Origin of the sequence: Photobacterium ganghwense, from assembly GCF_003025595.1 — a bacterium.
Classification (GTDB): Bacteria; Pseudomonadota; Gammaproteobacteria; order Enterobacterales; family Vibrionaceae; genus Photobacterium; species Photobacterium ganghwense.
The window spans coordinates 1,036,207-1,060,588 of the sequence record NZ_PYMI01000001.1 but is presented as its reverse complement, the minus strand read 5'-3'; the positions used below and the strand labels follow the sequence as shown (position 1 = coordinate 1,060,588).

The following is a 24,382-nucleotide window of genomic DNA, read 5'->3' as shown; positions in this document are numbered from 1 at the left end:
ATGGCACTAGATCTTTTGACTGCATTTAATGAACTGCCTCCACCGATTGACTACGTGTTGCCCAATATGGCTATGGGAACCATAGGAGCCATTGTTTCCCCTGGCGGCGTAGGTAAATCAATGCTGGCCCTTCAATTGGCGGCACAGGTAGCGGGAGGAGCTGATTTGCTGGGCATAGGCGATCTGGCTAATGGCTTAGTGGCCTATTTGCCCGCCGAGGACCCAATTGCTGCTATTCATCATAGATTACATGCTTTGGGAGGATACCTTTCTCCTACACAAAAACAAATGGTGGCCCAAGGTCTGCTTATTGAACCATTGATTGGCAAATGTCCTGACATTATGGCTTCAGCATGGTTTGAAAGTATCAGGAAGGTTGCAGAGGGGAGACGACTTTTGATCCTGGATACTCTGCGTCGCTTCCATATTGAAGAAGAGAATGCCAGTGGCCCTATGGCGAAGGTTATCGGTCGAATGGAGGCTATTGCTGCTGAAACGGACTGCTCCATTGTGTTTCTGCATCATTCCAACAAAGGATCGATGATGATGGGTGGGGGAGACCATCAGCAAGCCAGTCGAGGATCGTCAGTGTTAGTCGACAATATCCGCTGGCAAGCGTATCTCGCAAGTATGACTCCCACTGAAGCAGAAAAATTGGGTGTTGAGAGTAAACAGAGAAAACATTTTGTCCGCTTTGGTGTGAGTAAAGCTAATTACGGTGACCCATTTTCTGAGTGTTGGTTTAGACGATATGACGGCGGTGTACTTAAACCAGCCATCCTGGAACGTCAAAAAAGGCGGCCAGCTACGAAGCTTAAAACTGTGGTAGGGACTAGTGATGACAACTGGTAACAAGGTGACACCTACCAGCACGGTTCTGCAGGCTAGGGTGATGATCTATCAGCCTAGTAGGAAGCCATTACAACGTAAAGGTGAGTGGATGGATACCCGATTTGGGCGCTGTCGGGTCACTGGCAGGTTAGGGCAGCGCCATGCGGATATTGTTGAGTCTATGTTGTATGTGGCTGAGCGTCGTCGAGATATTTCGGACGGTGGTGTTGAGCTGCTGGTTGATCCTGCAAAGCTGCGTCGAATGCTGTCCGAACACCAATATAGTGATGACCGGTTAAAAAAACTAGTTTGTGAATTGCGATCTGCGACAGTTGAAATTGTCACACCGGAGTTGGAGTTGACCGGAGACCGCATCATTGGCGGTTTAGTTGACCATGTTGTTCCGTCTCCTATGACTCGATATAACCCGCTGACTCGCGGTAAGCGGAATCTGTGGCGTGTCAGATTAGGAGTTGCTTTGGTAATGCTGCTGGAACAGGACTTGTCTCTCTATTATGAGCCAACACCTATTGCTAGGTTGCAATATGGGATTAGCCAAGCTGTTGCGCGCTATATCCTCACTCATAAGCATGATCCTGTTGGAGGTTGGCACCTTGATACGCTCATCAAGGCTGTCAGTGGTGATGAAGTAAGTAGTAAGACTATAAGTAATCACCGGACGAGGATACGAAAGGATATCGATAGGTTGCGTTGTATCGGTATAGAAATCGACGCTGAAAGTCGTGTTAAACGACTCGCAGCGGCCCGGCAACACCTCACAGCGGCCCGGTAACACCTCACAGAGGCCCGTTTATGACTCACAGGGGCCCGATTTTTTGTCGTTTTAGCAGGATATTCAGGATATTTCAGGATATCCAGGCGGTGTAACCGCCCGTTTTATACGGGCTACACCTTAAAGTAATAAAGCCTAAAGGCTTTATCGAACGGCCATGGCCGTTGGTTTAACGCCAAGAGGTAAAGAAATCTTATGCTCTGCGCTCCTTCCTGGAGTACATCCCGACCGAAGGGAGACAATACTCCGAGTGTTTTGGCATTTAGATTGGCTGAAAGTGTCAATGAAAGTGGAGGGGTAATATTTGAGGTTAATTTAACTTTCTGATTTTAATAGTTAATTTATGGTTATATTTTGTCGGTTTTGCTTTTCATTGACACTTGGGGGGCAGTTAAACGCAAAGGCTTTGAATTGTTTAGTCTAGAGCGGAAAGTGTTAGGAAAGCAGTGTTTTTCTGTGCCGTGATATGGAGTAAAACCACCACACATAAATCGCTGTAAGACCGCTATTTTAGCGCTATTCAGTCACTATTAGAGCGTTGTAACTATCAGGTTTTTATACAAACAGATTGCTGAGCAGGTAAAAACAGGGAAATACACAGAAATGCAGACTTCTATGCAGAGGTTACCTTGATAAAACCAAGGCTGAGATGCGGGCAGGATGTGTGAAGTAGGCACACCATGCAAGCATGGCAAAGCCTCTTCACTTATGACTTATTCGCACCTTCGGCACTCAACGTTGATCCGGCCCTGCGGGGCCAGAGAGAGGAGATAAAGCATGGCGAACAACACCACTAGAAAGAACAGCCCACCGATTAAGGTTTACTGTCTGCCAGAGGAGCGTGAGTTGATCGAATCGCTGTCCGCGCAAGCAGGTCTTAGTACTTCCACTTATCTACGTGAAGTCGGCCAAGGTTACCGCATTCAAGGAGTTACTGATGTTGAACAGGTACGCGAACTGGTGAGAGTGAATGGTGACTTAGGGCGTTTGGGTGGTTTGCTTAAATTATGGCTTAGTAATGATGCCAAGGTAGCGAATGTTGGAGTCAATACAATCTTAGCGGTGCTTAATCGCATTGAGGCGACGCAAGATCAAATGAGTTCGCTTATGGAGTCTATTCTCCGGCCGAGGGCAGACCAATGATAGTCAAGCACGTACCGATGCGTTCGCAAGGTAAGTCTGACTTTGCGGGCTTGGTGAATTACATCACTGAACAACAGAGTAAGGCGCATCGACTTGGTAACGTTCGTTTAAATAACTGTGAAGCGAAAAACGTGCGCGATGCGATCAGCGAAGTGTTAGCAACTCAATTTGCGAACACCCGAGCGAAGAGTGATAAAACCTACCACCTGATAGTGAGCTTCCCTAATGGTGAACAGTTAGAAGTGCATACCTTAGCCGCGATAGAAGAGCGCATTTGCCAAGGCTTGGGTTATGGAGAGCATCAGCGTGTCAGTGCTGTGCACAACGATACGGACAATCAACATATCCATATCGCGATCAATAAAATTCATCCTACGCGCAACACAATCCATGAGCCTTATTACCCACATAAAAAGCTAGCGGAAATGTGCAAGGCTATCGAGCAAGACTTTGGCTTACAGCCGGATAATCATATACCGCGCAAACGAGGAGCCGAGTCTCGTGCAATGGATATGGAGCGCCATTCAGGCATTGAAAGCTTAGTAGGTTGGATGAAGCGCGAATGTATGGACGAGATCAAATCAGCCAATAGCTGGCAGTCGTTGCACCAGGTAATGCAGGACAACGGTTTACAGTTAAGAACCAGAGGAAATGGTCTAGTGATCGTTGCCGATGGTGAAGCGATCATAAAAGCGAGCACTTTGGGGCGAGAGTTTTCCAAACCCAAACTCGAAGCGCGCTTAGGTCCCTTTGAAGCGGCTAAGTCGGAATCTGTTAAACCGAGCCGCCAATATACACATCAACCTATTCGTTTGAAGGTGGATACCACCGAGCTATATGCCCGTTATCAAGCAGAGCAGAAATGTGCCGCAGCGAGTAAGTCGAAAGCCCTTGAACAGGCTCGTCGTGATAAAGATCGACAGGTTGAAAACGCCAAGAGGAAAGGGCGTGGCCGTCGCGCAGCGATTAAGTTAACCGGTAGCAATAAGCTTACTAAGAAGCTTTTGTACAAACAGGCCAGCAATGCATTGAAAAGCGAGCTTGAGCGCATTCACAAGCGTTATCAAGAGCAACGGCAAACGATATATCAAAGCAATAAACGCCAAGCCTGGGCGGATTGGTTAAAGAGCCAGGCATTGCAGGGAGATAGCGAAGCCCTCAAAGCGCTACGTAGCCGAGAGGCTGCACAAAAGCTTAAAGGCAATACCCTTAAAGGAGATGCAGTTCAGGCCGCGTCTAAAGCAGCTATCGATACGATTACGAAAAAGGGCACCATTATATATCGAGCAGGTAAAAGTGCAGTGCGTGATGATGGGGAACGGTTGCAGGTGGCAACGGCATCCAATCAAGCAAGTGTACTGGAAGCGCTTAAGTTTGCGATGGAGCGGTACGGAAACAGAATTACTGTTAATGGCTCTCCAGAGTTTAAGGCTCGAGTAATTAAAGCCGCTGTTGATGGCAATCTGTCTATAAAGTTTTCGGACCAAGGACTAGAGCGCCGCCGTCAGGCATTAGTGGCCCAGAATAAAGGGTCCAAGAGATCTGATAAACCTGGCGTGTTACCGATTGGAAAAGTGCCACCTTCACGCAGTGGCCAGTTGCAGAATCTATCCCAGTTAGAGGTCTTAGCTATACGTTCAGGCCCTGTAACTGAAAAAGCGTCAGTCATGCCAGCACTAGAGCAGCGTAAAGCTAAGCTCCAAGCTGAGCAGGCAGCTAAAAAAGCGAAACGACAACATAAGAGCCGATCACGTTGATGTGTTGGCAAAGGAATCGACGGAAGCCCTAACCGCTTCGGTTGGTAATAACACCGATGTTTAACCCTATTTGGCCGCGCGTTTAACGGTGTCGTGCAGGTCGGGCGCCGGGATAGTAAGTGGCGAGCTATCTCTGAAAAGGCCCACATTCACCGCTGGCAACGGCAGGAGTAGGGAGCGAGCCCTACAGGTTGGTGAATGCAACTTTTAGTCATAACCACTAAGAGTAATTGACCATGCTAAAACGAGAAATTTTAGCGGCTAAAATTCCCGTGCTTGCTATTTCATTGGCGTTAAACACTTCCAATCCTGTATATGCGGGGATTCCGGTTGTTGATGGAACAAATCTAATGCAGAACATCATTTCGGCAACGGAAGCCGTTGCGCAGACTGCTAAACAAGTTCAGCAATATCAAACGCAGTTGCAGCAATATGAAAACCAACTGCAAAACACCATGGCACCAGCAGCTTACATTTGGGACCAGGCACAATCGACGATCGATGATTTGACTCATGCCACCAACACGCTTGCCTATTATCAAAACCAGCTTGGTAGCCTTGATGCTTACATCAGCAAATTCCAGGATGTGGCCTACTACCGCAGTTCACCTTGCTTTAACGGTTCTGGAGGGTGTACGCCAGCAGAACAAGCCGCGATGGAAGAAAACCGTCGTTTAGCGTCTGAATCCCAGAAAACGGCAAACGATGCTCTATTTGAGAGCTTGAAGTTACAGCATGAAAACTTACAGGCCGACGCTCGTCAGCTGCACCGCTTACAGTCTGCAGCTCAGGGAGCTGATGGTCAGTTAGCTGCTATTGGCTATGCTAACCAACTCGCTAGCAACCAGGCCAACCAACTTTTGCAAATCCGTAGCTTGCTGATTGCTCAGCAGAATGCCGAGGCTGCTAGGCTGGCGTCAGAGAGTGATGCACATGCTAGGGGAGAGGCTAGAGAAAAGCAGTTACGCGCCTGGGAGTTTCAACCAAGTCCAATCGATGATTTTTAAGGAGAGTTGGATATGAAAAAGTCAATTTTCCCTATATTAGCTGTAGTGACTGTTTTGCTAATCGGGTGTGAAGATATTACACCAGAAGCAAATAAAGTGACCTGTACTGGAGAAGCATATCGACAAGCTCTTTCTGAGATTAAAAGTGCAGCGAAACGCCAGGTATTTTCGAGTGAATGCGAGTCTTTCCGTAAAGCTCAGCAAATGGGCAAGTGGGAGTTTAATCCTAGCCCTGAAGATGACTTTTAACGGGGGGTCTATGAAAAATATTATGTTTGGTGGTTTTTTCGTGGTCGTGACTTTCCTGTTGCCTGGAGTAGCGCTTGCTGATGAATTGAGCAGCAGCGGAGTTATGAATGATGTGCTTAGCCGCTTTCATAGTGCTACATCGACGTGGGGGCCCACGATTGAGGCTGCTGCAACTCGGCTTTTTTGGACGTTAGTGATTATTTCAATGGTGATTACTTTTGGGTTCATGTTGCTACGCAAAGCCGATATCGGTGAGTTCTTCGCTGAATTCATACGCTTCACTCTTTTTACGGGTTTCTACTGGTGGTTACTATCCAACGCTACGCATGGGATGAATATCGCGGGAACAATTGTTGATTCATTGCAACAACTTGGGGCTGATGCCGGAGGGCTTAGCAGTAGTAAGCTCGGGCCATCGAGTATTTTAGATATGGGGTTTGAGCTTTATGACAAAACTGTCGAGGCTACTTCAGAACTCAGTTGGAGGCAGTTCCCTACAGCATTAATGATGGAACTTATGGCTTTAGCTGTGTTGGTTGTTTTGGCTATTGTTTCTGTCAACTTACTGCTTCTTTTAACGGCCAGTTGGATACTGCTTTATGCCGGGGTTTTCTTTTTAGGCTTTGGAGGATCTCGTTGGACCTCTGACATAGCAATCAACTATTACAAAGCCATATTAGGTTTGGCTGCTCAATTGCTGGCGATGGTGCTGATCGTTGCCATTGGTAAGCAGTTTCTCGTGGATTATCACAGCCAAATGAGTTCTGAGAACATGGCAAGTCAAGAGCTGGCCGTTATGTTGGTTATATCTCTGATTTTACTGTTTTTGGTAGACAAGGTTCCCCCTATGCTTTCCGGCTTGGTATCAGGTGGCAGTGTAGGTTCTACAGGAATTGGCTCATTTGGTGCTGGTGCTGCTGTAGGAGCTACTATGACAGCAGCTAGTATGGGAATTTCAGGGGCTAAAATGGCAGGCTCTGCGGTGTTGGGAGGTGCCGCAAATGCTGTTGGTGGAGCGAATGCCATCAAAGCGGCTGTTACTAAAGCCCAGTCTAGTTTGTCAGGGGAAGATATGTCGAGCTTTAGTAGCAGTAATTTTAATGATACTAGCGAAAGCTCGGGTCGCGAGGGTTCGAGCAGCGACTACGCTGGTACTGGAGAATCCCCATTTGCTCAAGCAGCAGGGTTTAGTCATGCTTCCTCTTTGGCTGCTGGCACTGCAAGCGAATTGGCTAAAGGGGTGGGAGCAAAGGTAGCAGAGAAGTTTCAGGACACAGTCAACCAGACGGCAGGCGGTCGTTTGGCCACCTCCATACGCGAGAGTATGGAATCTAATGGCGACAACAAAGAATCCGTGGAGGGCAACTCTTCACTGTCCTTTGATAGCGATAGCTTGAGTGGTGACAATGGCGGCTGGATAAACAAAACTAGTGGCTTTGATTCTCTGTCCAGTGAAGATCAGGAGAAAGCTCGCCAATCACACGCAGAATGGCAAGAACGTGACCCAGAAAAGAACACCTCCGATGTCGAAGATTACGTTTCGTATATGCAGGAACGTAATGAAGAGATAGCCAGCTTTGTTAAACGTACGAGTTCTAATTACAGCTAGATCAATTCTTAGAGTTGTTCTGGGAGAGTATTAAGGTCTCAATTTAAAATGGTAGCGATCACATCGGTATTACTCTGCCATTTCTATATCGAAAGTGTCCTTTTTCTTCTCAGCCAAAGATGTAGGACACATTTCTCTTGATATAAATTGACCTACTTTTGGTAAAGCTAAAAATGTCTACGATACTGGTGATTATGCAAATGTTAATAGGGGGCTATGGCAGGAGTCTACGTGTTAGTAGTCATATTTATGAATATAAAATTACGTTTGTCCGTTTAGCTTTGCTATACGATTTTTGATACTGTTTATGTGGTATACATAATGGAACTGGTTGAGTATGGTAAGGGTGAGCCTGTGAAATATGAGCTAGACGCAAGTAATCGCTTAAAGAATCTAATGCAATTAGCTGCTCCTATGAGTGTTGTTGATATTCAATCTGCGATTGAACGATTTGAAGCAAATAATAGAGAAGCAGAAACTTACGCTGATTCAACCGGTTATGATTTGATATATCAAGATAAACGGTATCCTCCCAAAGCTATATTTGGCATGGCGTTAAGCTCAATACTTGATGACCCAATTTATTCTCACCACTTTACTGGGGGCCTTGGTAGCGAGTGTTTTAAAGTTTTGACCAGGCTAAAGTTTGAAATTGTTTCTAAATCAGGTAAATCCATAAATGAGATAGAAACCGTCCTAGTAGAAAAGCCAGCAAAAGAGTTAACGGGAACGAAGAGACCAATAATCATTGGTGAAATTCCTGGATTCGATATCGGACATCACTTTGAAACAAGAAAAGAGATGATGCCTTCTAGTTTTCATCGCGTGTGGACATCTGGCATCGATGGTAACGGGAATGAAGGTACAGCAGCGATTGTTTTATCTGGCGGTTATTCAGATGATGCTGATTATGGTGATGAAATCATATATACCGGTGCTGGCGGTAACAAAGATGGAAAGCAAATCAGTGATCAATCTTGGTCACAGCCGGGAAATGCTGGTTTGTTAACTAGTATGGACCAAGGGTTACCTGTCAGGGTTGTTCGTGGTCATAAGCATGAATCCGAACGCTCTCCGAAGAGCGGTTACGTTTATGCCGGGTTGTATAATGTAGTTGATGCATGGGAAGAAAAAGGAAAAGAAGGATTCAAAATATGTAGATTCCGCCTTGTCTTTTCTGACCAAAACTTAGAACCTAAAATTGCTGAACCTAGTTTAGATTACACTAAAAAGCCGACAGAACGTCGAACAGGTACAGTTCTTAGAATTGCTCGCGATACAGAAAAATCGCGACAAATTAAAAAGCTGTATGCGTATCAATGCCAGGTATGCGGTACTGCTATAAGAACGAAAAGTGGATTCTATGCTGAAGGTGCTCATATAAAACCAGTAGGGCGTCCACATGATGGTGACGATAGCGTTGATAACTTGTTGTGTTTATGTCCAAACCACCACGTGATGTTTGATAAAGGAATGTTCGCTGTAGCTGATGATTACACTTTATTAGGGGATGCAGAAGGCAAGCTTACGGTTAATTCAGCACATTACATCAATTTGGAAAATTTCAGTTACCACCGGATCACTCATGGCTATGATTAAAGTTACCTGCGGAATTATTGTTAACGATGAAGATAAAGTCTTCTTATGCCGCCGTAATCCTGAGAAATCGATGGGAGGCTATTGGGAGTTTCCGGGCGGTAAAGTTGAGGAAGGAGAGTCATACGAGGAATGTTTAAAACGTGAGTTGCTTGAAGAGTTAGATATGGATGTTCGAGTAAAGGACCATTTCATAACGGTTCAACATGACTACGGCACATTTGAAATTGAGTTGATTGCTTTCATTTGTCATTTTCAAACAAGCAGCTTTGCACTGATGGATCATGATCGCTATGAATGGGTAAAAGTTTCAAATCTTTTGGATAAGGAATTAGCGCCTGCCGATGTGCCTATTTGGAACTCTCTAATAGCTAGAGTCAGCTAGTTAAAATAAAACGTAATTGCCCCTTCGTAGTTACGCCTAGCTGATTCCTTATTTCTACGTGTGGTGATTTGACATACTTTTAGTCATACCAAAAGTAGCTACTATACTAGTGGCGATTCAGAGGCTGGTGTTGTTAATTAAATTATATTAGCCTTTGCAAAGACATATTTGGATGATAACCAAACTCCAGTTTTGCCGTGTTGGTCTAGGTTATTTTTTGTAGATGCATCCACTTTTGATTCAAAAGCTATGTAGTAGAGATTATTTGCTTCTACTTCTACAAAGAAAGAGAGGCTTTTTTGTGCTCCAACGAATAGGTATAAGTTGTTTATTGAAACGTTATCTTCTTCATTTTCAGTTTTAAGAGAGCGATATAGGTAAGGGGTTTGTACTCCTTTATTCGCAATGAGATCTTCTTTATATGCTAGCTTGTATACCTTTAAAGGTGTTTTCTCCCATGTCATATCAATGTCTTGGGTGCCATTGTTCTTTACAGTGACACTGATGATAAGACCTATTTTATTATTGCTAAGAGTGTGCTGTTCGACATCTATCGATATATCGCTTGATATTGTTCCATCAATCTTAGCCCGAAGCTCCTTTAGCTCCAGCTGAGCCTTTTCAAGATCACTGTTTGTCTTTGCTAGGTTAGCTTCGGCTACTTCTTTCTGTGACAAAATATCAAACGTATGATAGGCCCAGTAGCCAGATACGACAATCCCAACAGCTATAATCACAAAGTGTATTGACTCTGTCCAATTAGCTTTAAATGGGTTTAGTAGTCCTTGGAAAAAACGTCTAAAAATAGACGTTTGATTATTGTTATTACTCATTTTTAAAGCATAGCATCTTCAGATGGTACTGGTTCTTCAAATTCGGAGTCTTGGACAATCTGCTTTTGCATTTCTGCTTCAAGAGATTCCACTGATTGGCGAACTTGTTCTGTTTTAATAACTTGTGCTAATTCAATAACCTTTTCACTTAAGACTGCATTATTCGCACCTTGTTCTGCAAATACTATGTGGCTATTAAATATGCACGCGAAGGCTAAAGCGAAAGCTGTTATCTGGGCTTTTGTACCTTTTAACTGGATAAATTGATGTCCAGGAGACATAAATGCGTGCTGAGCTGTTAGTTTGTATCCGTAGTTTGAACTGTTGTCGTTCAAATATTGTACAAAACATTCGGCTGTAGCATCTTCTGGGTTCTCGAATTCTGCAATAAAGTTTGCTAGCAGTTCTAATTGATCAAAAACAGTGGATAAGCTTGACAGCTCTCTATTTGACAGTTTTTTTCTAGATTTGATATTTACAGAACATCTAACCTCGTTTTCAACAAAATGAATTGGGTGAAGCCAATGGTTCAGAGTTTTTACTTTGTCTTCGTCGGAAAGACTAAAGATCGTTCCTGTATTTCTGAAGCTTTTATCGATAATGTAAGGAATGTACTCTCTAGCTTGAGCTTTCCCCCACTCCACATTGATACGAAGAGGAAAGTAACAACCCTTACTCTCATCATCTGGATATATCTTTAACTCGGTTTCGTCGTAGTAACAGTTAGATGTTACTTTCCCTGCTAGAACCTTAGACTCAGTGATAGTTAAAACTGTGTCGCCTTCTTTTACACGGGTTAAAAATTGACGAACTTGGCCTACCTGTCTTGAAATGACTGATTTAGCTTCTCTCTTCGCTGCTAGGTTAGTTTGATACAGAGCTAATATAGCTGCAGTATCTTCGGGTGACAATTCGCCTTCAATATCTCCGACATCAAGTCCCTCAGTGTGACCTATTGCTACAACATTATTTTTTCGAAAATGGTCATAATAAACGGCGTCTTTGCCTGCTCTAATTACCCAAAAGTTTTTATCTGTAGAAATTGGTTCGCTACTAACGATCACATTTGACACTGAGGTTGCTCCGATCCGTGAATTTTTAGTGTAAATACTAAGCTAAGTGTCGAAATTATTCACCTGTTTTTATATGAGATGGGGCTGTGTTGTGAGTTTGAATACTACAAATCTGTATATTTATTTGATAAACCGTAACAACGCTCTATGGGATATTTAATTTCATTTATCAATATCTTACTATTGGCGACTTCGATTAGATCGATGTCTAGCTTAGCTGAGAGACGGAGTAAATAAAGAAAAATATCAGCAATTTCTTCTTCTACTCTGTGCTTCTGTTTGTCACTCAGATTTTGGCTATCAGATTCTGTAAGCCATTGGAACAATTCTACAAGCTCGCCAGACTCTCCTGCTAAAGCCATAACTAAGTTTTTAGGTGAATGGAATTTATCCCAATCACGATCTTGAGCGAACTTAGCTAGTTTCATTTTTAAGTCTTCAAGGTCTTTGTTTTTCATAAATATCCTTTAGTGTCTCGATCTTTATCCAAGGACGCTTTCTGTGAAGCATACGATGACAGTTAGAGCAAACAATAGCTAGGTCGGATAGTTCAGTTTTCTTGTTCTCATCTCTAAGGCTAAGAGGGTTTTTATGGTGGCATTCTGCAAAGCCGTTACCTAGTTCTCCATATACAGCTTTGAAGTCCATAGAGCATACTTCACATGCCAGCTTACCTGTTTCTTTGATAACTTGCTTTTTCTTCTGCTTAACGATTTTTGCACTTCGTTCTCGGGACTTGTGAAGTCTCAGTATAGGTTTTCCTTCATAACCAGATTCTAGCTCTTCGGCCTCTTGTTCTTCGTCAATGTTGCTGGTTATCTGTTCTAGTCTTTCAATAGAACTAGCGCGTGTTACTGAGCCTTGCGTGCATGCTGAGTAGCGAACTGCTTCGACAAACTCCTCGTTGAAAAACTCGGTACCAAAGTAAACATTGTCATTATGAACTTCGATAATATCGAACTCAAACCGATGAGGATAAACGTCATCAGGCCATACTTTTGATAATGACGAATAGTAAGCTTTAGTTACCTTTCCGATAGTGATGCTTTGAACTACGCCCCGAAAATTATGAATCTGGTCTTTTCCAACACGCGAGAAACCTTTTGGGGCTTTACCTTCCGCTTTTAACCATGAAATGGAATATACAAAAACAACAAGATCGCCTTCTTTAATATCGGTAACGGTATCCTTTTTGCTTTCTTTTACTCCCCAGATACCTTGGTTGATACCAATAGGGAAATTGACACGAGAATGTGGTTTGTCTGATACGTATATAGCCCAGATCATATTGTAGCCTTATGACAAATAAAGAATTGTCCCATAATAACGATAGTGACAATATTTGGATACCTAGATAGTTACATCTTGGGAGTGTTGGTATGTGGAGGGGCGTTGTTGCCTAAATCAGTTGAACCTTTTCCAAGTCCTGCGATCTGATCCCTTGTGATGGTAAGTGCGGTGGTGACATGGGCAAGGCGAAAAAGAAGATAACTAACTGGGCGGAGTACAATAAGGCTCTGTGTAAACGTGGTTCTGTTACGTTCTGGATAGATGACTCAGCCATAGATGCATGGCAATTCAAAGCCCATCATGGTAAGCGTGGTAGAGGCTTCCAGTACTCTGATACCGCGATTGAAACGGCCTTGATGATTAAGGGGATCTTCTCTCTGCCATTACGTGCACTGCAAGGCTTTATCGACTCGATCTTCAAGCTATTGGATGTTCCTCTGACATCCCCTGACTACACCTGTATCAGTAAACGCTCGAAGACTGTTCAGGTCAAATATCGCAATAAATCTAGAGGGGCTATCCGCCATATCGCCATTGACTCGAATGGCCTCAAAGTCTTTGGTGAGGGTGAATGGAAAGTGAAAAAGCATGGGGCAGAAAAACGCAGAACATGGCGCAAACTGCACTTAGCTATTGATGTGGATACTCACGAAGCGATTAGTGCGGAAGTCAGCCTTGTCAATGTTGGCGATAGTGAAGTGCTACCTACGTTGCTCAACCCACTACGCAGAAAGGTCATTGCCGTATCTGCCGATGGTGCATATGACACCAGAAATTGCCACGAGACTCTGAAAAAGAAAGGTTGTACCCCGTTAATACCGCCTCGAAAGAATGCAGCACTTTGGGAAGATGGCCATCCCAGAAACGAAGCCGTAACAGCGCTGAAAAATGGGGCAATAGCGGAATGGAAAGCCGAGTCTGGTTATCACTATCGCTCAATATCTGAGACTGCAATATCCCGATATAAAGGACTCACAAGCGGTAAACTGAGCTTGAGATGTTACAACGCTCAAGTGGGCGAAATCATGGCGAATGTTAAAGCTATAAACAAAGTTATAGAACTAGGTATGCCCGTCAGAAGCTAACTGCTGGTCATATATGGCATCGTTGATCCTCAAGCTGATTTGATCAACAACGCCGATTGTACGCCAAGATATATTCATGAATTTAGTAAAAGTACTCCAGTATTATTGCATGCTCAAGCTATAGCAGACATTGGTGCGGTAATAGAATTGCTCGAAGCTTTGTTTAAAGATGTGCTTGACTCATATGCCTAACAAACGACTATGGCGTCAATAGCTAATTTCTGGCTATGTTTTCGTTCCACATGACGCCATCTCGAAGCATCGAATTTAAGATCACAACCATCTTCCTGACACACGCAATAATGGCGACTTTTTTCGGTTTCCCTGCATCTAAAAGTCGCTGGTAAGTATCTTTAAAAACAGGGTTACACTGCATCGCAGACATTTAAAGCAGATTACCAATTCTCGGTATTTTGGGTTAGATTTAACCTCAGTGTTTACGGCACCATGAGTTAGGTCGGGGGATGGAGTAGCTCAACTTAATGCAGCTATTTGTGTCCGTTCAATTTGGTTTTAGGAGTACGGTTTGGCTAAAAAGTATTATGTGGTATGGAAAGGTCGAGAGACTGGTATTTTCACTACTTGGGCGAAGTGTAAGTCACTAGTCGACGGCTTTGCGGGAGCAAGGTTTAAATCGTTTCCAACGCTAGAGGAAGCTGAGTCTGCGTTTAGTAAAAAAACAAAACCAACGACGCCAAAGACTAAAACTAAGATCGTTAAAAAATCTAGTAAATTGAAATCCGTCCCGCTATCTCAAGAACAAATAGACGCAATGCCGTTTGATGTAAAAATTTACACTGATGGTGCCTGTGATCCGAACCCTGGAGAGGCAGGGACAGGACTAGCGGTATATGAGAACAACAAGCTAAGTGAACTCTGGTATGGTTTGTATCAATCATTTGGCACTAACAATACTGCTGAACTTCATGGGCTCAATCAGGCTCTGCTGCTTGCTAAGGATAAGTTAGCAAAAGGAAGCTCAGTAGGTATCTTTTGTGACTCAAAATATTCTATCGATTGTATTACAAAGTGGGCTAGTGACTGGGAGAAAAAAGGTTGGGCTAAGTCTGGTGGTGAAATCAAAAATTTGGACATCATTAAACTAGCTTATTCTCTCTACCAAGAAATATCGTCTCAAATCACGATCCACCATGTAAATGGGCATGTTGGTATTGAGGGTAATGAGCTAGCAGATAGAATGTCTATCATAGCAATTGAGTCTCAGGATGAGAGCCTTTCATTGTACAGAGAAACTGATAATATTCCTGAACTTTTAGCCTTACGTGCTGGTTGATCAACACACATAGCAAACTGTTTAAGAGTGATTCGCAACGCGCGGCATTTTTACTATGCGTTGCGTTTAGTGTTTAAAATGGTATGCGGAAGTTTCTGTATTGCGGTACTCACACCTTAGCAAAGCGTTAGTTTTTCTCTAGCCTTGTGACCTTGTAAAATGTAAAATTTCCTCATTGTTTTAACGGTTAATAGCACTGTCTCATGAAGATTAAACTCGCTGAAGAAGTTAAGCACTTAACATCCGAGCAACTTGAAGAACTTTACGAAAGGTACATTTCCGGAGAGAAAAACCAAGAACTTATGGAAGAGTTTGGGATAGATGCGCATCCGAATAAACTAGTTTCGTTGTTTCCCCCTGTTATGCATGAATCATTTGAATGTGCATACTGTTCCTTGCCTCTCTTCTATAAACGTAAAAGCAAAACAGGCGCATCATACTCTATGGAGTATTTTTGTTTAGAGTGTGATCACAAGGAAGGTCACCATTATAACAGACCACTAGTATGTAAATGTTCGCCGTGTTCTGAGAAAAGAGCCGAAGCAGCAAGAGCGAAGCTGGCAGCAGATCTAGAGAAAATTTCTCAAGAGTATGACCTTGAGAAAAAGGTTATGCTCAAATATTCGGACCTATCATTCAGACATAAGTGCTATTTGCTATCCCTATTTTTGATGCAATCAGACTCAGATCTTAATCGTATTAAGCCGTTGAATAACTCTGGTAGTGCTGTGGAGTTATCTCCCTCAGATAACTTTGATAATGAAATTATTTTAAAACTACATCGAGACGGTGCGATTGCTGTGGATGCTCGCTCTCCACTTTCGGCTTTCGACCCCTCTGATGACTTCAAATCATTTTTTTATCGAGATGTATTTTGGGTTGTTAACGTATCTCTAGATGGTTCTCGTAGGTTAAGTCTCGAAGAATTGTTCAAGTTAGTTTATGTGGAGTTGCGAGATGGTATACAGCTTGAGTGGGAAGAGGAGCTTAAGGAGTTAGTGTTTAAATTGGCTGAAGAAGAAGTCGCAAAATATTTAAGCATTTGTCTAGAACAGCTACAATTACCTGACGCACCGAAGAAAACAAACGAAGTTATTAAAGAAATCCTTAATGAGTTTTCTGTATCTGAAATCTATTATTTTATAAAAAAAGCAACTGAAAATGCTCACATATTCTACGCAAAAGGGAAAGCGGAGAGCCGAAAGCATGCAGTAAACACAATACCTAGCAAAGTTTTGTATTTGGCAACGCGAGCCAGTAACGAAGGGTGGGATGTTTATAAGTACAATCGTATTTATGGTACAGAAAGATCTCAGTTGAATATTGTGTTATTTGATTTAGTAATCGGTGGTGGGGACGATATAGCTTTCTATAAATCTCCAGAGGCACTTTGGAGCAATGACTTGCATAAGGTGTTTGATGATTCTAAACCAAGTGAAGAAGCTGTAAGTAACACTAGTTGCATCGGTTGTGGTTCGACAGATGTCACAATAAAAACTGATAAAAATACTTTGACGCTTTTATGTACCCAGTGCGGAGAGCAACAACAGTTTTACGCATCTAAAAACTAACAAGCGTTTAAGTCGGATTCCCAACGCTAGATGTTTTCGGCTTATTTCAGTTTAAACTTTCTATTGTTGGGGCAGTGGCTGATTAATAAAGTATCTTTAAATTTAAATCTTAGTCATTTGCTATGTTTTTGGTTTCGATGCAATATCTAGTATAGCTTTAAACTCTTCTAAACTATTTTTTGTCGTACTAACAAACAAGCGCTCATAGCCAAGAAAAAGAGCTGTGAGAACAACAGCTGAACTGAAAAGGAAGTCATTGCCCAAGACTTTTATAGAAGCAGCGAACAAGACTCCTGCAATAATTAGGAAAAAGTCTCGCTCTTTATGTTTGGATATATGGGTGTCTATGAGCAACTTTGCTTCAGCTATATCATCTTCCTTCAATTTATACCTAACAATGGCATGTCTTAAATTTTTCAGCCACTTAGAGTTAAAATCTTTCTCGATACTTAACAGGTTTTCAAGTTCTTGATACTTAGTGGATTCTTTAGAACGAGCAAACCAACTTTTTGCTGTAAACCAACGTTCTTTGAATAGTTTGTCTCGTTGCTTAGTGTAATCTTTAAGGTACTCTTCTATCCAAGCCAACTAGTTTCTCCTTTGATTTAAAAATAACGAGGTACACACTCATTAGTTAGTTGTATATATATGAAAAAATTAGACATTAGTCCGGCCAGCGTTCACAAAGCATAGCTCACTTCGTTGTATGACTGAGCTAGTGATGGATGTAGATTGAGAGATAGACATAAATACGTTGAAGATTCTGTCTCGTCTGAAATGAATCCTTTGCTTGAAAAGCTGATTTCGTCCTGAATAATCTACGTTATGCTTCCATTTCTCTTTCTTCAAGGCATTTATAGCATTCAAAACACATCATCAAGTCATCAATAATGTCTCCTTTTCCACAGTCATAACCCGTTAGGCTTCTGTATAGCTCTTGAAGATGCGGGTACTTTTTGACTTTCTTTCCACCTCGATACACATGGGTTTTCGAGTAAGGAACCCCATTCAGCATAGTGCAATATGTTTTAATATCTGAAGCTATCTCCATACCTAAGCGAGTTGCCATTCCCCGTATGAGCTTGATGTCTGTTTCGGCGTTATGTGCAACAACTATACAGGATGACTCTGTATACTTGTTAAAGGTGGTGATGAATTCCCTCATGGGGTCTGTGCTGTCTTGGATATCAAAGTAGGTTACATTCGATTGTTCAGGCTCGCTTTTGGAACTTTCGATGTAACTCATAATGCACTCTAGTATTTGTATATCTCTGATATTTCCATCGTCATCAAACGATTTTGGAATACGGCTAGTTCCTATATCAATAAAGAGGCTGGGATAGGTCACTTTGCTTAATTGCTCAATCATTTTGTCCTCCTGCCCAACGGTGACTTGTTGTATAGTAAAGGCATTAGAAAATTGAGGTCAATTGCAATTTACTCAATTGAGTGAGTACATGTTATTCACTGGTTTTGAGGAAAGGCGTGTTTTGGGTTTTAGCAACAAGAGTCAGTACTGCTTACTCTGACTCGATATTGAGGTAGCGTTACTTGGTCGAGGATTTGCTCGGCTTTAAGCCCGGAGTGTTTCCTGGAGTTTTTTTGTTGTCACGTCGACGTTGATCTGGTTTGCCGGTCGACTTGGCTATTGGTTTTGGCCCTGGTTTCAAACCCATGATTTGATCCTTTTGTTTAACGAGGTTATTCCTCGTTGTATAATCTTTGGGCAGTATTGATGGCTTTCAAGATGTGTCTGAAAAACAATCTAAAAATATCCCCGAGGTTTCTTACAGGGAACTCATGTTTTGATGCGTTTTAAAATGTACTGCGACAGATTGGAGGCACAAGATGGATAGAATTACCTCGGGTCCGCGACGGCTTAGTGTTGAAGAGATACAAGAGCTTCGTCGTGACATGCAAGAATCCTCAGCTTGGGCAAAAGCAGAACTAAAACGCCGACGAGACGCAAAAAATCAAAAAAATTCTGCGCATGGTATAGATGATGGTATCGACAAGGACAACTTTTCTAACTAGCTGTTATATAGATTTATTTCCTGCTCATTGATATTCGAGTGGGAATAATTCCCCAACCGGAAACGTCTGGCACTAACAGGCACTAAATCATATCTAAGTCCGCATCATTGCGGACTTTTTTTGTTTTGGTCTTAGTCATTTTTGGCAATGTCTGGCAACGCCAAGCACGGTTTGACCGTGGTATTGTGAAGGGTATGCTCCGTCGGTAATGCCATGGATTACGCCCGATACCATGCTGGCATGATCAGAGAACAAATTGAGGTTCAGACCACTACAGTAACTTTTCAAGCCATAACAGGAATGCTTCGTGTGTCCTGGTGTCATATTTTTCTTTGTCAGGACAGTAAAAGCAAAATTCAGTATCTACGGGCTTTGAATTAAACGAATGAAAAATGCCAGCCGTGATAAGAGGAGCGGTTAAGGTGGTTGAACAAAAGACCAGGGCTTTTCCTAATAAGGCTTCCTGAATCCCAATAAGTTCTTGATCATAGGTGACATACTCAACCTTGCTCTGTTCAATTCCATTCATTTCCAGCCATGCGTGGACGGGCGCTGGTGGTAGTTTCCGGTTTTTCCACCTGGTGGAAATAATCTTAAACCTGTCAGCCTTACTCGAAAAGTCGAGATAGGACGGGGTTCCAAAGGCATCAAATTTTTCATGTTTCAGAATGTCAGATGTTTTTACGGACTCCGTACTACCAAATCGGATCGGCAGAGTATTAGGGTAATTATCGAATGATTCCCCTGTCGACACGTCTATCAAAACGCCTGGATGTAAGCGCATATACTCTTCGATAGCCGGGATCAGCCTCATGGAGGCGAGAGCCGTCGTGGTCGAAATCAGAATGTTATTGCCGGAGAACTTAATTTCGTCTATTGCCATCGCAATAGTACGGAATCCACTGGTTGCAGCCAGGGCTAATTTTTTCCCAGCTTCGGTCAATTCAATCTTCCGTACTTTTCGATGAAAGAGGGACACATTCAGACGGCTTTCGAGATTCTGTACATGATGAGAAATCGCTGTTGGGGTTAGCGACAGTTCATGGGCGGCAGCTTTAAAGCTTCCGTGGCGGGCGGCTGACTCAAACGCTTTAAGTGCTTGTAATGAAACCTGCATCAGGCATGACCATGTGGTTGTTTTTGCGCCATTATAGATGAGTTTAACGCATCTATAATGACATTTATCTCGTTTGTTGGCGGGTTGTGGGGTGAGTATAGTTTGGGTGTTTTAATTAACCAAGGAAATGAAATGACATCTTTACTTCACATTGATTCCAGCGTCAGAGCGGCGAGTAACGAGAACCCGGGGCATAATTCCATCTCGAAAAATATTGCCATTCAGTTCACAGAGGCGTGGAGAAAAGTACATACCACAAATCAGTATATTTACCGGGATGTCGGTATGCATCCGCCCGAGTTCATCAATCAGAACTGGATAGGGGCGGTGTTCACCCCAGAAGAACGGCAAACAGAGAATCAAAGGGTTCTGCTTGAGCTATCCGACAAACTGATTCAGGAAGTCGCCCAAGCCGATATCATTGTCATTTCATCTCCGATGTACAACTACGGTATGCCTGCCCACCTTAAAGCCTGGTTTGATCAGATCATACGTATTAACAAAACGTTTGACTTTGACCTTTCTCGCGGGGATTTCCCGTTGAAGCCACTTTTCAGTGGCAAAACGCTGGTGATCATTACTTCCAGTGGAGAGTTTGGGTTTGAAAAAGGCGGAATACGAGAAGAGCATGGTCACCTAGTGCCTCATCTCCGCACTTTAAGTAAATATTTAGGCGTTGATACGATTTATGAAATCGCTGCTGAATATCAGGAATTTGGGGACAAAAGACACACGAAGTCTCTTAATGACGCGATGGAGAGGGCGAGGAAACTCGGGCAGGAATTGGCGAATAAAGTCGGCTCTCCGTTCCGGGAATAATCCCGCACTAAGCGTGCTTGCTGAACAGAAAAATGAAGAGGCCTCCGAGCCTCTGTTTTTCGTCTCTGTTCCGGAAAGTACTCCTGTAGTGAGGAACCTATGTTAACTGTGATGTTTTGCTGTGAAGCTAAGTTGTTTTGTTATTGTTGGTATAATGTTTTGTATTAATATTTCATTACAAAATCTATGGGGACTATTTTATTGTTAACTAGCATAACGCACTTTTTGTGCGGCGCTTTTTATTACAATCCGAAGGAGGCCTGTGAACGGCTACTGCCGGGGCGGCTGACGAAGAACGATAAAAGCGTCGCAAATTAACAACATCATCTGTTTCCATGGAGCTCCCATGAGTGATCAAGCTGTAAAAGAGGCACTGGATACACCACCCAGTGCAATGGATAAATTCCTCAATTTTATTGAAAAAGCGGGTAACAAAATCCCTGACCCGGCTTTGCTGTTTTTTGGGGGACTACTGATTGTATGGGGCTTGTCGGCACTCCTTTCTCAGTTCGAGTTCGGACTGATCCATCCTGTTACCGGCCAGGCAATTGAGATTAACAACCTACTGACGGGACAATCCCTGTCGAGCTTCCTCGCGGGAATGGTGAAAACCTTCACCGGTTTTGCGCCACTGGGCATCGTTCTGGTTGCCATGCTTGGGGTAGGGGTAGCAGAAGCATCCGGGTTTATTAACACCGGCCTGAAAAAGATGCTGAACATCACGCCGGCGAAATTGTTGACGCCGACACTGATTTTAGTGGCTATCGTTTCCCATACCGCGGCAGATGCCGGTTATGTGCTGGTGATTCCTCTGGGCGGGATTATTTTCCATGCTGCCGGTCGCCATCCGCTGGCGGGGATTGCCGCGGCGTTTGCCGGGGTATCGGGTGGTTTCTCCGCCAACTTTATTCCTTCGGGTATCGATCCGTTGCTGGCTGGCTTTACTCAGTCTGCCGCACAAATTTTGGACCCGACGTATGTGGTAAACCCGCTGGCTAATCTGATGTTTACCGGTTTGTCTTCCATTGTTGTGGTGGCGATTGGCTGGTATGTCACAGAGAAAGTGATTGAACCGCGCCTGAACCAGACGCCGGTCGATGAAGATGCGGAAGAGGCACCGGATCTGGGTTCTTTTACCGCGATCGAATCGAAAGCCTTTAACCGTGCTGGTTGGGCCATGGTATTGGGAATCATTGCGCTGGTTGCTGCCGTTTTGCCAGAAACGTCACCGCTGCGTTCTCCGGAAGGCGAAATTACGGCGTTTGCGGCTCCGCTGATGCAGTCGATTGTACCGCTGATCTTTATCTTGTTCGTGATTCCGGGTGTGGTATACGGTCGTGTTGCCGGTACGTTCAAAACGAGCGATGACATTATCAAAGCGATGTCTGCCACCATGGGAACCATGGGCGGCTACATTGTGATGGCTTTCTTCTGTGCTCAGTTCCTGGCGGCATTCAGCCAGTCGAATCTGGGGACACTGCTGGCACTGTCAGGTGCTGATTTACTGAAAGCGATGAACCTGCCGGGTCAGATCACGATTGTTGGGATGATTCTGCTGACGGCGTTCGTAAACCTGCTGGTTGGCTCGGCATCAGCGAAGTGGGCTCTGATTGGTCCGATTCTGGTGCCGATGCTGATGGCGGTTGGTATTTCTCCGGAGCTGACACAGGCGGCCTACCGAGTGGGGGATTCTGTTTCCAACATTATTTCGCCGCTGATGGTGTTCTTCCCGCTCGTGGTGGTGTACATGCAGCGCTACGTGAAAGGGGCGGGGATCGGTACGTTGGCCTCAATGATGATGCCTTACTCGATTTCGATGTTGATTGGCTGGACACTGTTCCTGCTGGCTTACTGGGCAGTCGGTATTCCTCTGGGTATTCAGGCTCCGTACACATACTCGATGTAAATTACCCCAAATTTACTGCATGTAATTGCAGCATGACCATTAGCAAGCCCCGCCATGCGGGGCTTTTTTGTTTCTTGAAAAATAGCCAAAAGGCATGGCGAGGGGTGAATATTTAGGGTTGTATTCTTGTTGGATATGAATTCTGGTTGTTGGTAACTATTCGTTACTTAATTCTGATTGTTTGTGATTCTTAATTTTGTTGTTTTTATGGGTTTATATTCTGAATATATATTCTTTGTTGGTTTGTTTTATTGATTATATTGTTTTTATTGGTTTTATTTATGATTAATAAGTTTGATATTTTGTTTTGATATTTAGGTTTATTTTGTTATTTTCACTGACATTAATAGTATTATCTCTCGTTTATGGAATAAGGAAATAACGATAATGAGTGACACATTGGCACCGATTGCCAGAAATAAAGGAATAATCAGAGTGATTGAAAGGGTCGGCCGTAAGATCCCTGACCCGGTAATTATTTTCATGAGCCTGTTTGTCTTCTGTCTGCTGATGACCGGTTTAATTGGTGGTCTGCAATTCCAGACAACAGGGGCGGACGGGAGTGCGGTTACTCACACCATTAAAAACATGCTGGCGGCAGAGAATGTACGCTGGATGTTTGATAATGCGCTGCTGACAAACTGGTTGTCCTTTGGCCGAGGCGTTCTGGGTGTGATCCTGATCGTGATGGTCGGGGTCGGGATTGCCGAACATTCCGGTTTGCTGTCGACCGTAATCAAGAAAGTGGGCCTGCGTATTAACGATCGCTGGCTGCCTCTGCTGGTGGTGTTCCTGGGTATCATGAGTTCAATTGCCAGTGACGCCGGTTACCTGATCCTGATCCCGCTGGCTGGCCTGCTGTATGCCGGACTGGGTAAAAACCCGCTAATCGGTATGGCTGCGGCGTTTGCCGGGGTGTCAGCCGGTTTCTCTGCCAACCTGATTCCAGCGACACCATCTGATGTTATCCTTGGCGTTAACGCCCGCATTTTTGCTGAATCACAAGGCATTCCGTTTGTAACGGCACAGGGCAACCCTATTAACCCAGCCACCATGCATTACTTCTTTATCGCCACCTCCACCTTCTTGCTGGCGGCTCTGGGCGCATGGGTAACGGTACGTTTTGTCGGCCCTCGTCTTGAAAAGATGCCTTACCAGATCCCGGAAGATCTGAATCTGGATGACTTCCAGGTGACGGATGCTGAAAACAAGGGCCTGCGTGCGGCAGGTATCGGTTTGATTTTGTCACTGGCTGCGGTTGCGGCGCTGGCGATGGGGCCACTGGCGACGTACACCAACGAAGCGGGTCGCGAGGTGACACCTTATCTGGATAACGTCATTCTGCTGATTGCCATGGTGTTCGCGACAATCGGTATTTTCTTTGGCGTCTCGACCGGTAAATTCAAATCACTGCAGGACGTGGTCTCCGCCATGGTGAAGCAGATGAACACCATGGGCTATATTCTGGTCCTGACGTTCTTCTCGTACAACTTCCTTGCGCTGCTGGGTTTCTCTGGGTTGGGCACGTATGTCACGTATCTGGGGGCAACGTTCCTGGGCTCGCTGGGCCTGCAGAACTTCCCGATCCTGCTGATTATCGGCTTTATCCTGACAACCGCGGTGATTAACCTGTTTGTCGGCGGCCTGACCTCGAAATGGATGCTGCTGGGGCCGATCTTTGTCCCGATGCTATACCAGGTGAACCCGGACATGACACCGGACATGGTGACGGCGGCATACCGCGTGGCAGATTCGTCAACCAACATCATTACACCAATGATGAGCTATGCCGGGGTGGTGCTGGCCTTCATGCGTAAGTATAAGCCAGAGCTGTCGTTCGGCGATGTGATTGCGATGATGGTGCCGTACTCCATTACTTTCTTGCTGTCCTGGACGGCACTACTGGTTGCGTTCTTTACCTTCGGTATCCCTCTGGGCTTCTAAGCCAACGGATAAGCGGTAATGACAAAGCCGGAACGCCCAAGCGTGA

The 24,382-nt window shown here is 44.1% G+C and carries 23 protein-coding genes and 1 pseudogene; 16 read left to right on the top strand and 8 right to left on the bottom strand.

The features are described from left to right. The 9 genes from C9I92_RS04690 to mutT all read left to right on the top strand — a co-directional run bounded on the left by C9I92_RS04690 (position 1) and on the right by mutT (position 9,370). Positions 1-852, top strand: coding sequence for a helicase RepA family protein (locus C9I92_RS04690; RefSeq protein WP_047883997.1), 852 nt, complete (start codon positions 1-3; stop codon positions 850-852). Positions 853-940: 88 nt separating this feature from the next. Then, complete coding sequence (locus C9I92_RS04685) at positions 941-1,624, top strand: ABC transporter ATPase (protein ID WP_428838591.1); 684 nt, start codon at positions 941-943, stop codon at positions 1,622-1,624. Between the two features lie 777 nt (positions 1,625-2,401). Then, entirely contained in the window at positions 2,402-2,767 is a 366-nt protein-coding gene (gene traJ / locus C9I92_RS04680) for a conjugal transfer transcriptional regulator TraJ (protein ID WP_047883965.1), read from the top strand. Beyond that, positions 2,764-4,524 (top strand): TraI/MobA(P) family conjugative relaxase, encoded by a 1,761-nt coding sequence (gene traI / locus C9I92_RS04675; protein ID WP_047883964.1) that lies wholly within the window; start codon positions 2,764-2,766, stop codon positions 4,522-4,524. Before traJ ends, traI begins: the two co-directional genes overlap by 4 nt. 236 nt (positions 4,525-4,760) lie before the next feature. Beyond that, the gene (gene trbJ / locus C9I92_RS04670) at positions 4,761-5,531 is read left to right on the top strand and encodes a P-type conjugative transfer protein TrbJ (protein WP_047883963.1); all 771 of its coding nucleotides are present in this window, start codon (positions 4,761-4,763) and stop codon (positions 5,529-5,531) included. Between the two features lie 12 nt (positions 5,532-5,543). After that, the gene (gene trbK, locus C9I92_RS04665; protein WP_045324611.1) at positions 5,544-5,780 is read left to right on the top strand and encodes an entry exclusion lipoprotein TrbK; all 237 of its coding nucleotides are present in this window, start codon (positions 5,544-5,546) and stop codon (positions 5,778-5,780) included. A 10-nt stretch (positions 5,781-5,790) separates the two neighbouring features. Beyond that, a complete protein-coding gene (gene trbL / locus C9I92_RS04660; protein ID WP_107193824.1) occupies positions 5,791-7,389 on the top strand; it encodes a P-type conjugative transfer protein TrbL in 1,599 nt (532 codons plus the stop codon). Between the two features lie 321 nt (positions 7,390-7,710). Next, the gene (locus C9I92_RS04655; protein ID WP_248827362.1) at positions 7,711-8,988 is read left to right on the top strand and encodes a YDG/SRA domain-containing protein; all 1,278 of its coding nucleotides are present in this window, start codon (positions 7,711-7,713) and stop codon (positions 8,986-8,988) included. After that, positions 8,975-9,370 carry an 8-oxo-dGTP diphosphatase MutT gene (gene mutT, locus C9I92_RS04650; protein ID WP_047883961.1) on the top strand — a complete coding sequence of 132 codons (396 nt, stop codon included), beginning with the start codon at positions 8,975-8,977 and terminating at the stop codon, positions 9,368-9,370. The genes C9I92_RS04655 and mutT overlap by 14 nt, the downstream gene beginning before the upstream one ends. A 137-nt stretch (positions 9,371-9,507) precedes the next feature. Here the strand turns inward: mutT and C9I92_RS04645 are convergent, their stop codons facing one another. From C9I92_RS04645 to C9I92_RS04630, 4 genes are all read right to left on the bottom strand, one after another. Further along, positions 9,508-10,203, bottom strand: coding sequence for a hypothetical protein (locus C9I92_RS04645; RefSeq protein ID WP_047883960.1), 696 nt, complete (start codon positions 10,201-10,203; stop codon positions 9,508-9,510). A 2-nt stretch (positions 10,204-10,205) separates the two neighbouring features. Further along, positions 10,206-11,276 carry a hypothetical protein gene (locus tag C9I92_RS04640; protein WP_047883959.1) on the bottom strand — a complete coding sequence of 357 codons (1,071 nt, stop codon included), beginning with the start codon at positions 11,274-11,276 and terminating at the stop codon, positions 10,206-10,208. Positions 11,277-11,380: 104 nt separating this feature from the next. Continuing rightward, positions 11,381-11,734, bottom strand: a complete 354-nt coding sequence (locus tag C9I92_RS04635) for a nucleotide pyrophosphohydrolase (RefSeq protein WP_047883958.1) — start codon at positions 11,732-11,734, stop codon at positions 11,381-11,383. After that, the gene (locus C9I92_RS04630; RefSeq protein ID WP_053061726.1) at positions 11,715-12,563 is read right to left on the bottom strand and encodes an HNH endonuclease; all 849 of its coding nucleotides are present in this window, start codon (positions 12,561-12,563) and stop codon (positions 11,715-11,717) included. The genes C9I92_RS04635 and C9I92_RS04630 overlap by 20 nt, the downstream gene beginning before the upstream one ends. A 179-nt stretch (positions 12,564-12,742) precedes the next feature. On the opposite strand from C9I92_RS04630, the gene C9I92_RS04625 reads away from it, so the two are divergent. Next, complete coding sequence (locus C9I92_RS04625; protein WP_047883957.1) at positions 12,743-13,651, top strand: IS5 family transposase; 909 nt, start codon at positions 12,743-12,745, stop codon at positions 13,649-13,651. Positions 13,652-13,865: 214 nt separating this feature from the next. On the opposite strand, the pseudogene C9I92_RS04620 reads toward C9I92_RS04625, so the two are convergent. After that, positions 13,866-14,036: pseudogene (locus C9I92_RS04620) on the bottom strand (IS110 family transposase); the annotation flags it as partial. Positions 14,037-14,177: 141 nt separating this feature from the next. On the opposite strand from C9I92_RS04620, the gene C9I92_RS04615 reads away from it, so the two are divergent. Together C9I92_RS04615 and C9I92_RS04605 are read left to right on the top strand one after the other, a co-directional pair. Next, on the top strand, positions 14,178-14,945 hold the full coding sequence (locus C9I92_RS04615; protein ID WP_047883956.1) for a ribonuclease H family protein: 768 nt from the start codon (positions 14,178-14,180) through the stop codon (positions 14,943-14,945). A gap of 203 nt (positions 14,946-15,148) precedes the next feature. Next, entirely contained in the window at positions 15,149-16,516 is a 1,368-nt protein-coding gene (locus C9I92_RS04605; protein ID WP_047883955.1) for a hypothetical protein, read from the top strand. A 120-nt stretch (positions 16,517-16,636) separates the two neighbouring features. On the opposite strand, the gene C9I92_RS04600 is transcribed toward C9I92_RS04605, so the two are convergent. Together C9I92_RS04600 and C9I92_RS04595 are read right to left on the bottom strand one after the other, a co-directional pair. Beyond that, the gene (locus C9I92_RS04600; protein ID WP_047883954.1) at positions 16,637-17,104 is read right to left on the bottom strand and encodes a hypothetical protein; all 468 of its coding nucleotides are present in this window, start codon (positions 17,102-17,104) and stop codon (positions 16,637-16,639) included. A 235-nt stretch (positions 17,105-17,339) separates the two neighbouring features. Next, the gene (locus C9I92_RS04595) at positions 17,340-17,885 is read right to left on the bottom strand and encodes a 3'-5' exonuclease family protein (protein ID WP_047883953.1); all 546 of its coding nucleotides are present in this window, start codon (positions 17,883-17,885) and stop codon (positions 17,340-17,342) included. A 479-nt stretch (positions 17,886-18,364) separates the two neighbouring features. Between C9I92_RS04595 and C9I92_RS04590 the strand changes: the two genes are divergently transcribed. After that, entirely contained in the window at positions 18,365-18,550 is a 186-nt protein-coding gene (locus C9I92_RS04590; protein ID WP_047883952.1) for a hypothetical protein, read from the top strand. A 271-nt stretch (positions 18,551-18,821) separates the two neighbouring features. Here C9I92_RS04590 and C9I92_RS04585 read toward each other — a convergent pair whose 3' ends face one another. Further along, entirely contained in the window at positions 18,822-19,667 is an 846-nt protein-coding gene (locus C9I92_RS04585) for a LysR family transcriptional regulator (protein ID WP_047883951.1), read from the bottom strand. Between the two features lie 57 nt (positions 19,668-19,724). Between C9I92_RS04585 and C9I92_RS04580 the strand changes: the two genes are divergently transcribed. From C9I92_RS04580 to C9I92_RS04570, 3 genes are all read left to right on the top strand, one after another. Continuing rightward, complete coding sequence (locus C9I92_RS04580) at positions 19,725-20,486, top strand: FMN-dependent NADH-azoreductase (RefSeq protein ID WP_249037521.1); 762 nt, start codon at positions 19,725-19,727, stop codon at positions 20,484-20,486. 346 nt (positions 20,487-20,832) lie between these two features. Next, on the top strand, positions 20,833-22,392 hold the full coding sequence (locus C9I92_RS04575) for an AbgT family transporter (protein ID WP_047883949.1): 1,560 nt from the start codon (positions 20,833-20,835) through the stop codon (positions 22,390-22,392). Positions 22,393-22,779: 387 nt separating this feature from the next. After that, positions 22,780-24,336, top strand: coding sequence for an AbgT family transporter (locus C9I92_RS04570; protein ID WP_047883948.1), 1,557 nt, complete (start codon positions 22,780-22,782; stop codon positions 24,334-24,336). Positions 24,337-24,382: the final 46 nt, after the last annotated feature.

Excerpts from the sequence above, each read along its gene's own strand:
- trbJ (WP_047883963.1), top strand. The coding sequence starts at position 4,761 with ATGCTAAAACGAGAAATTTTAGCGGCTAAAATTCCCGTGCTTGCTATT.
- C9I92_RS04655 (WP_248827362.1), top strand. The coding sequence starts at position 7,711 with ATGGAACTGGTTGAGTATGGTAAGGGTGAGCCTGTGAAATATGAGCTA.
- C9I92_RS04570 (WP_047883948.1), top strand. The coding sequence starts at position 22,780 with ATGAGTGACACATTGGCACCGATTGCCAGAAATAAAGGAATAATCAGA.
- C9I92_RS04585 (WP_047883951.1), bottom strand. The coding sequence starts at position 19,667 with ATGCAGGTTTCATTACAAGCACTTAAAGCGTTTGAGTCAGCCGCCCGC.
- C9I92_RS04645 (WP_047883960.1), bottom strand. The coding sequence starts at position 10,203 with ATGAGTAATAACAATAATCAAACGTCTATTTTTAGACGTTTTTTCCAA.
- C9I92_RS04605 (WP_047883955.1), top strand. The coding sequence starts at position 15,149 with ATGAAGATTAAACTCGCTGAAGAAGTTAAGCACTTAACATCCGAGCAA.
- C9I92_RS04590 (WP_047883952.1), top strand. The coding sequence starts at position 18,365 with ATGGATAGAATTACCTCGGGTCCGCGACGGCTTAGTGTTGAAGAGATA.
- C9I92_RS04575 (WP_047883949.1), top strand. The coding sequence starts at position 20,833 with ATGAGTGATCAAGCTGTAAAAGAGGCACTGGATACACCACCCAGTGCA.
- C9I92_RS04690 (WP_047883997.1), top strand. The coding sequence starts at position 1 with ATGGCACTAGATCTTTTGACTGCATTTAATGAACTGCCTCCACCGATT.
- C9I92_RS04635 (WP_047883958.1), bottom strand. The coding sequence starts at position 11,734 with ATGAAAAACAAAGACCTTGAAGACTTAAAAATGAAACTAGCTAAGTTC.
- mutT (WP_047883961.1), top strand. The coding sequence starts at position 8,975 with ATGGCTATGATTAAAGTTACCTGCGGAATTATTGTTAACGATGAAGAT.
- C9I92_RS04595 (WP_047883953.1), bottom strand. The coding sequence starts at position 17,885 with ATGATTGAGCAATTAAGCAAAGTGACCTATCCCAGCCTCTTTATTGAT.
- traJ (WP_047883965.1), top strand. The coding sequence starts at position 2,402 with ATGGCGAACAACACCACTAGAAAGAACAGCCCACCGATTAAGGTTTAC.
- C9I92_RS04625 (WP_047883957.1), top strand. The coding sequence starts at position 12,743 with ATGGGCAAGGCGAAAAAGAAGATAACTAACTGGGCGGAGTACAATAAG.
- C9I92_RS04685 (WP_428838591.1), top strand. The coding sequence starts at position 941 with ATGGATACCCGATTTGGGCGCTGTCGGGTCACTGGCAGGTTAGGGCAG.
- trbL (WP_107193824.1), top strand. The coding sequence starts at position 5,791 with ATGAAAAATATTATGTTTGGTGGTTTTTTCGTGGTCGTGACTTTCCTG.
- traI (WP_047883964.1), top strand. The coding sequence starts at position 2,764 with ATGATAGTCAAGCACGTACCGATGCGTTCGCAAGGTAAGTCTGACTTT.
- trbK (WP_045324611.1), top strand. The coding sequence starts at position 5,544 with ATGAAAAAGTCAATTTTCCCTATATTAGCTGTAGTGACTGTTTTGCTA.
- C9I92_RS04630 (WP_053061726.1), bottom strand. The coding sequence starts at position 12,563 with ATGATCTGGGCTATATACGTATCAGACAAACCACATTCTCGTGTCAAT.
- C9I92_RS04580 (WP_249037521.1), top strand. The coding sequence starts at position 19,725 with ATGACATTTATCTCGTTTGTTGGCGGGTTGTGGGGTGAGTATAGTTTG.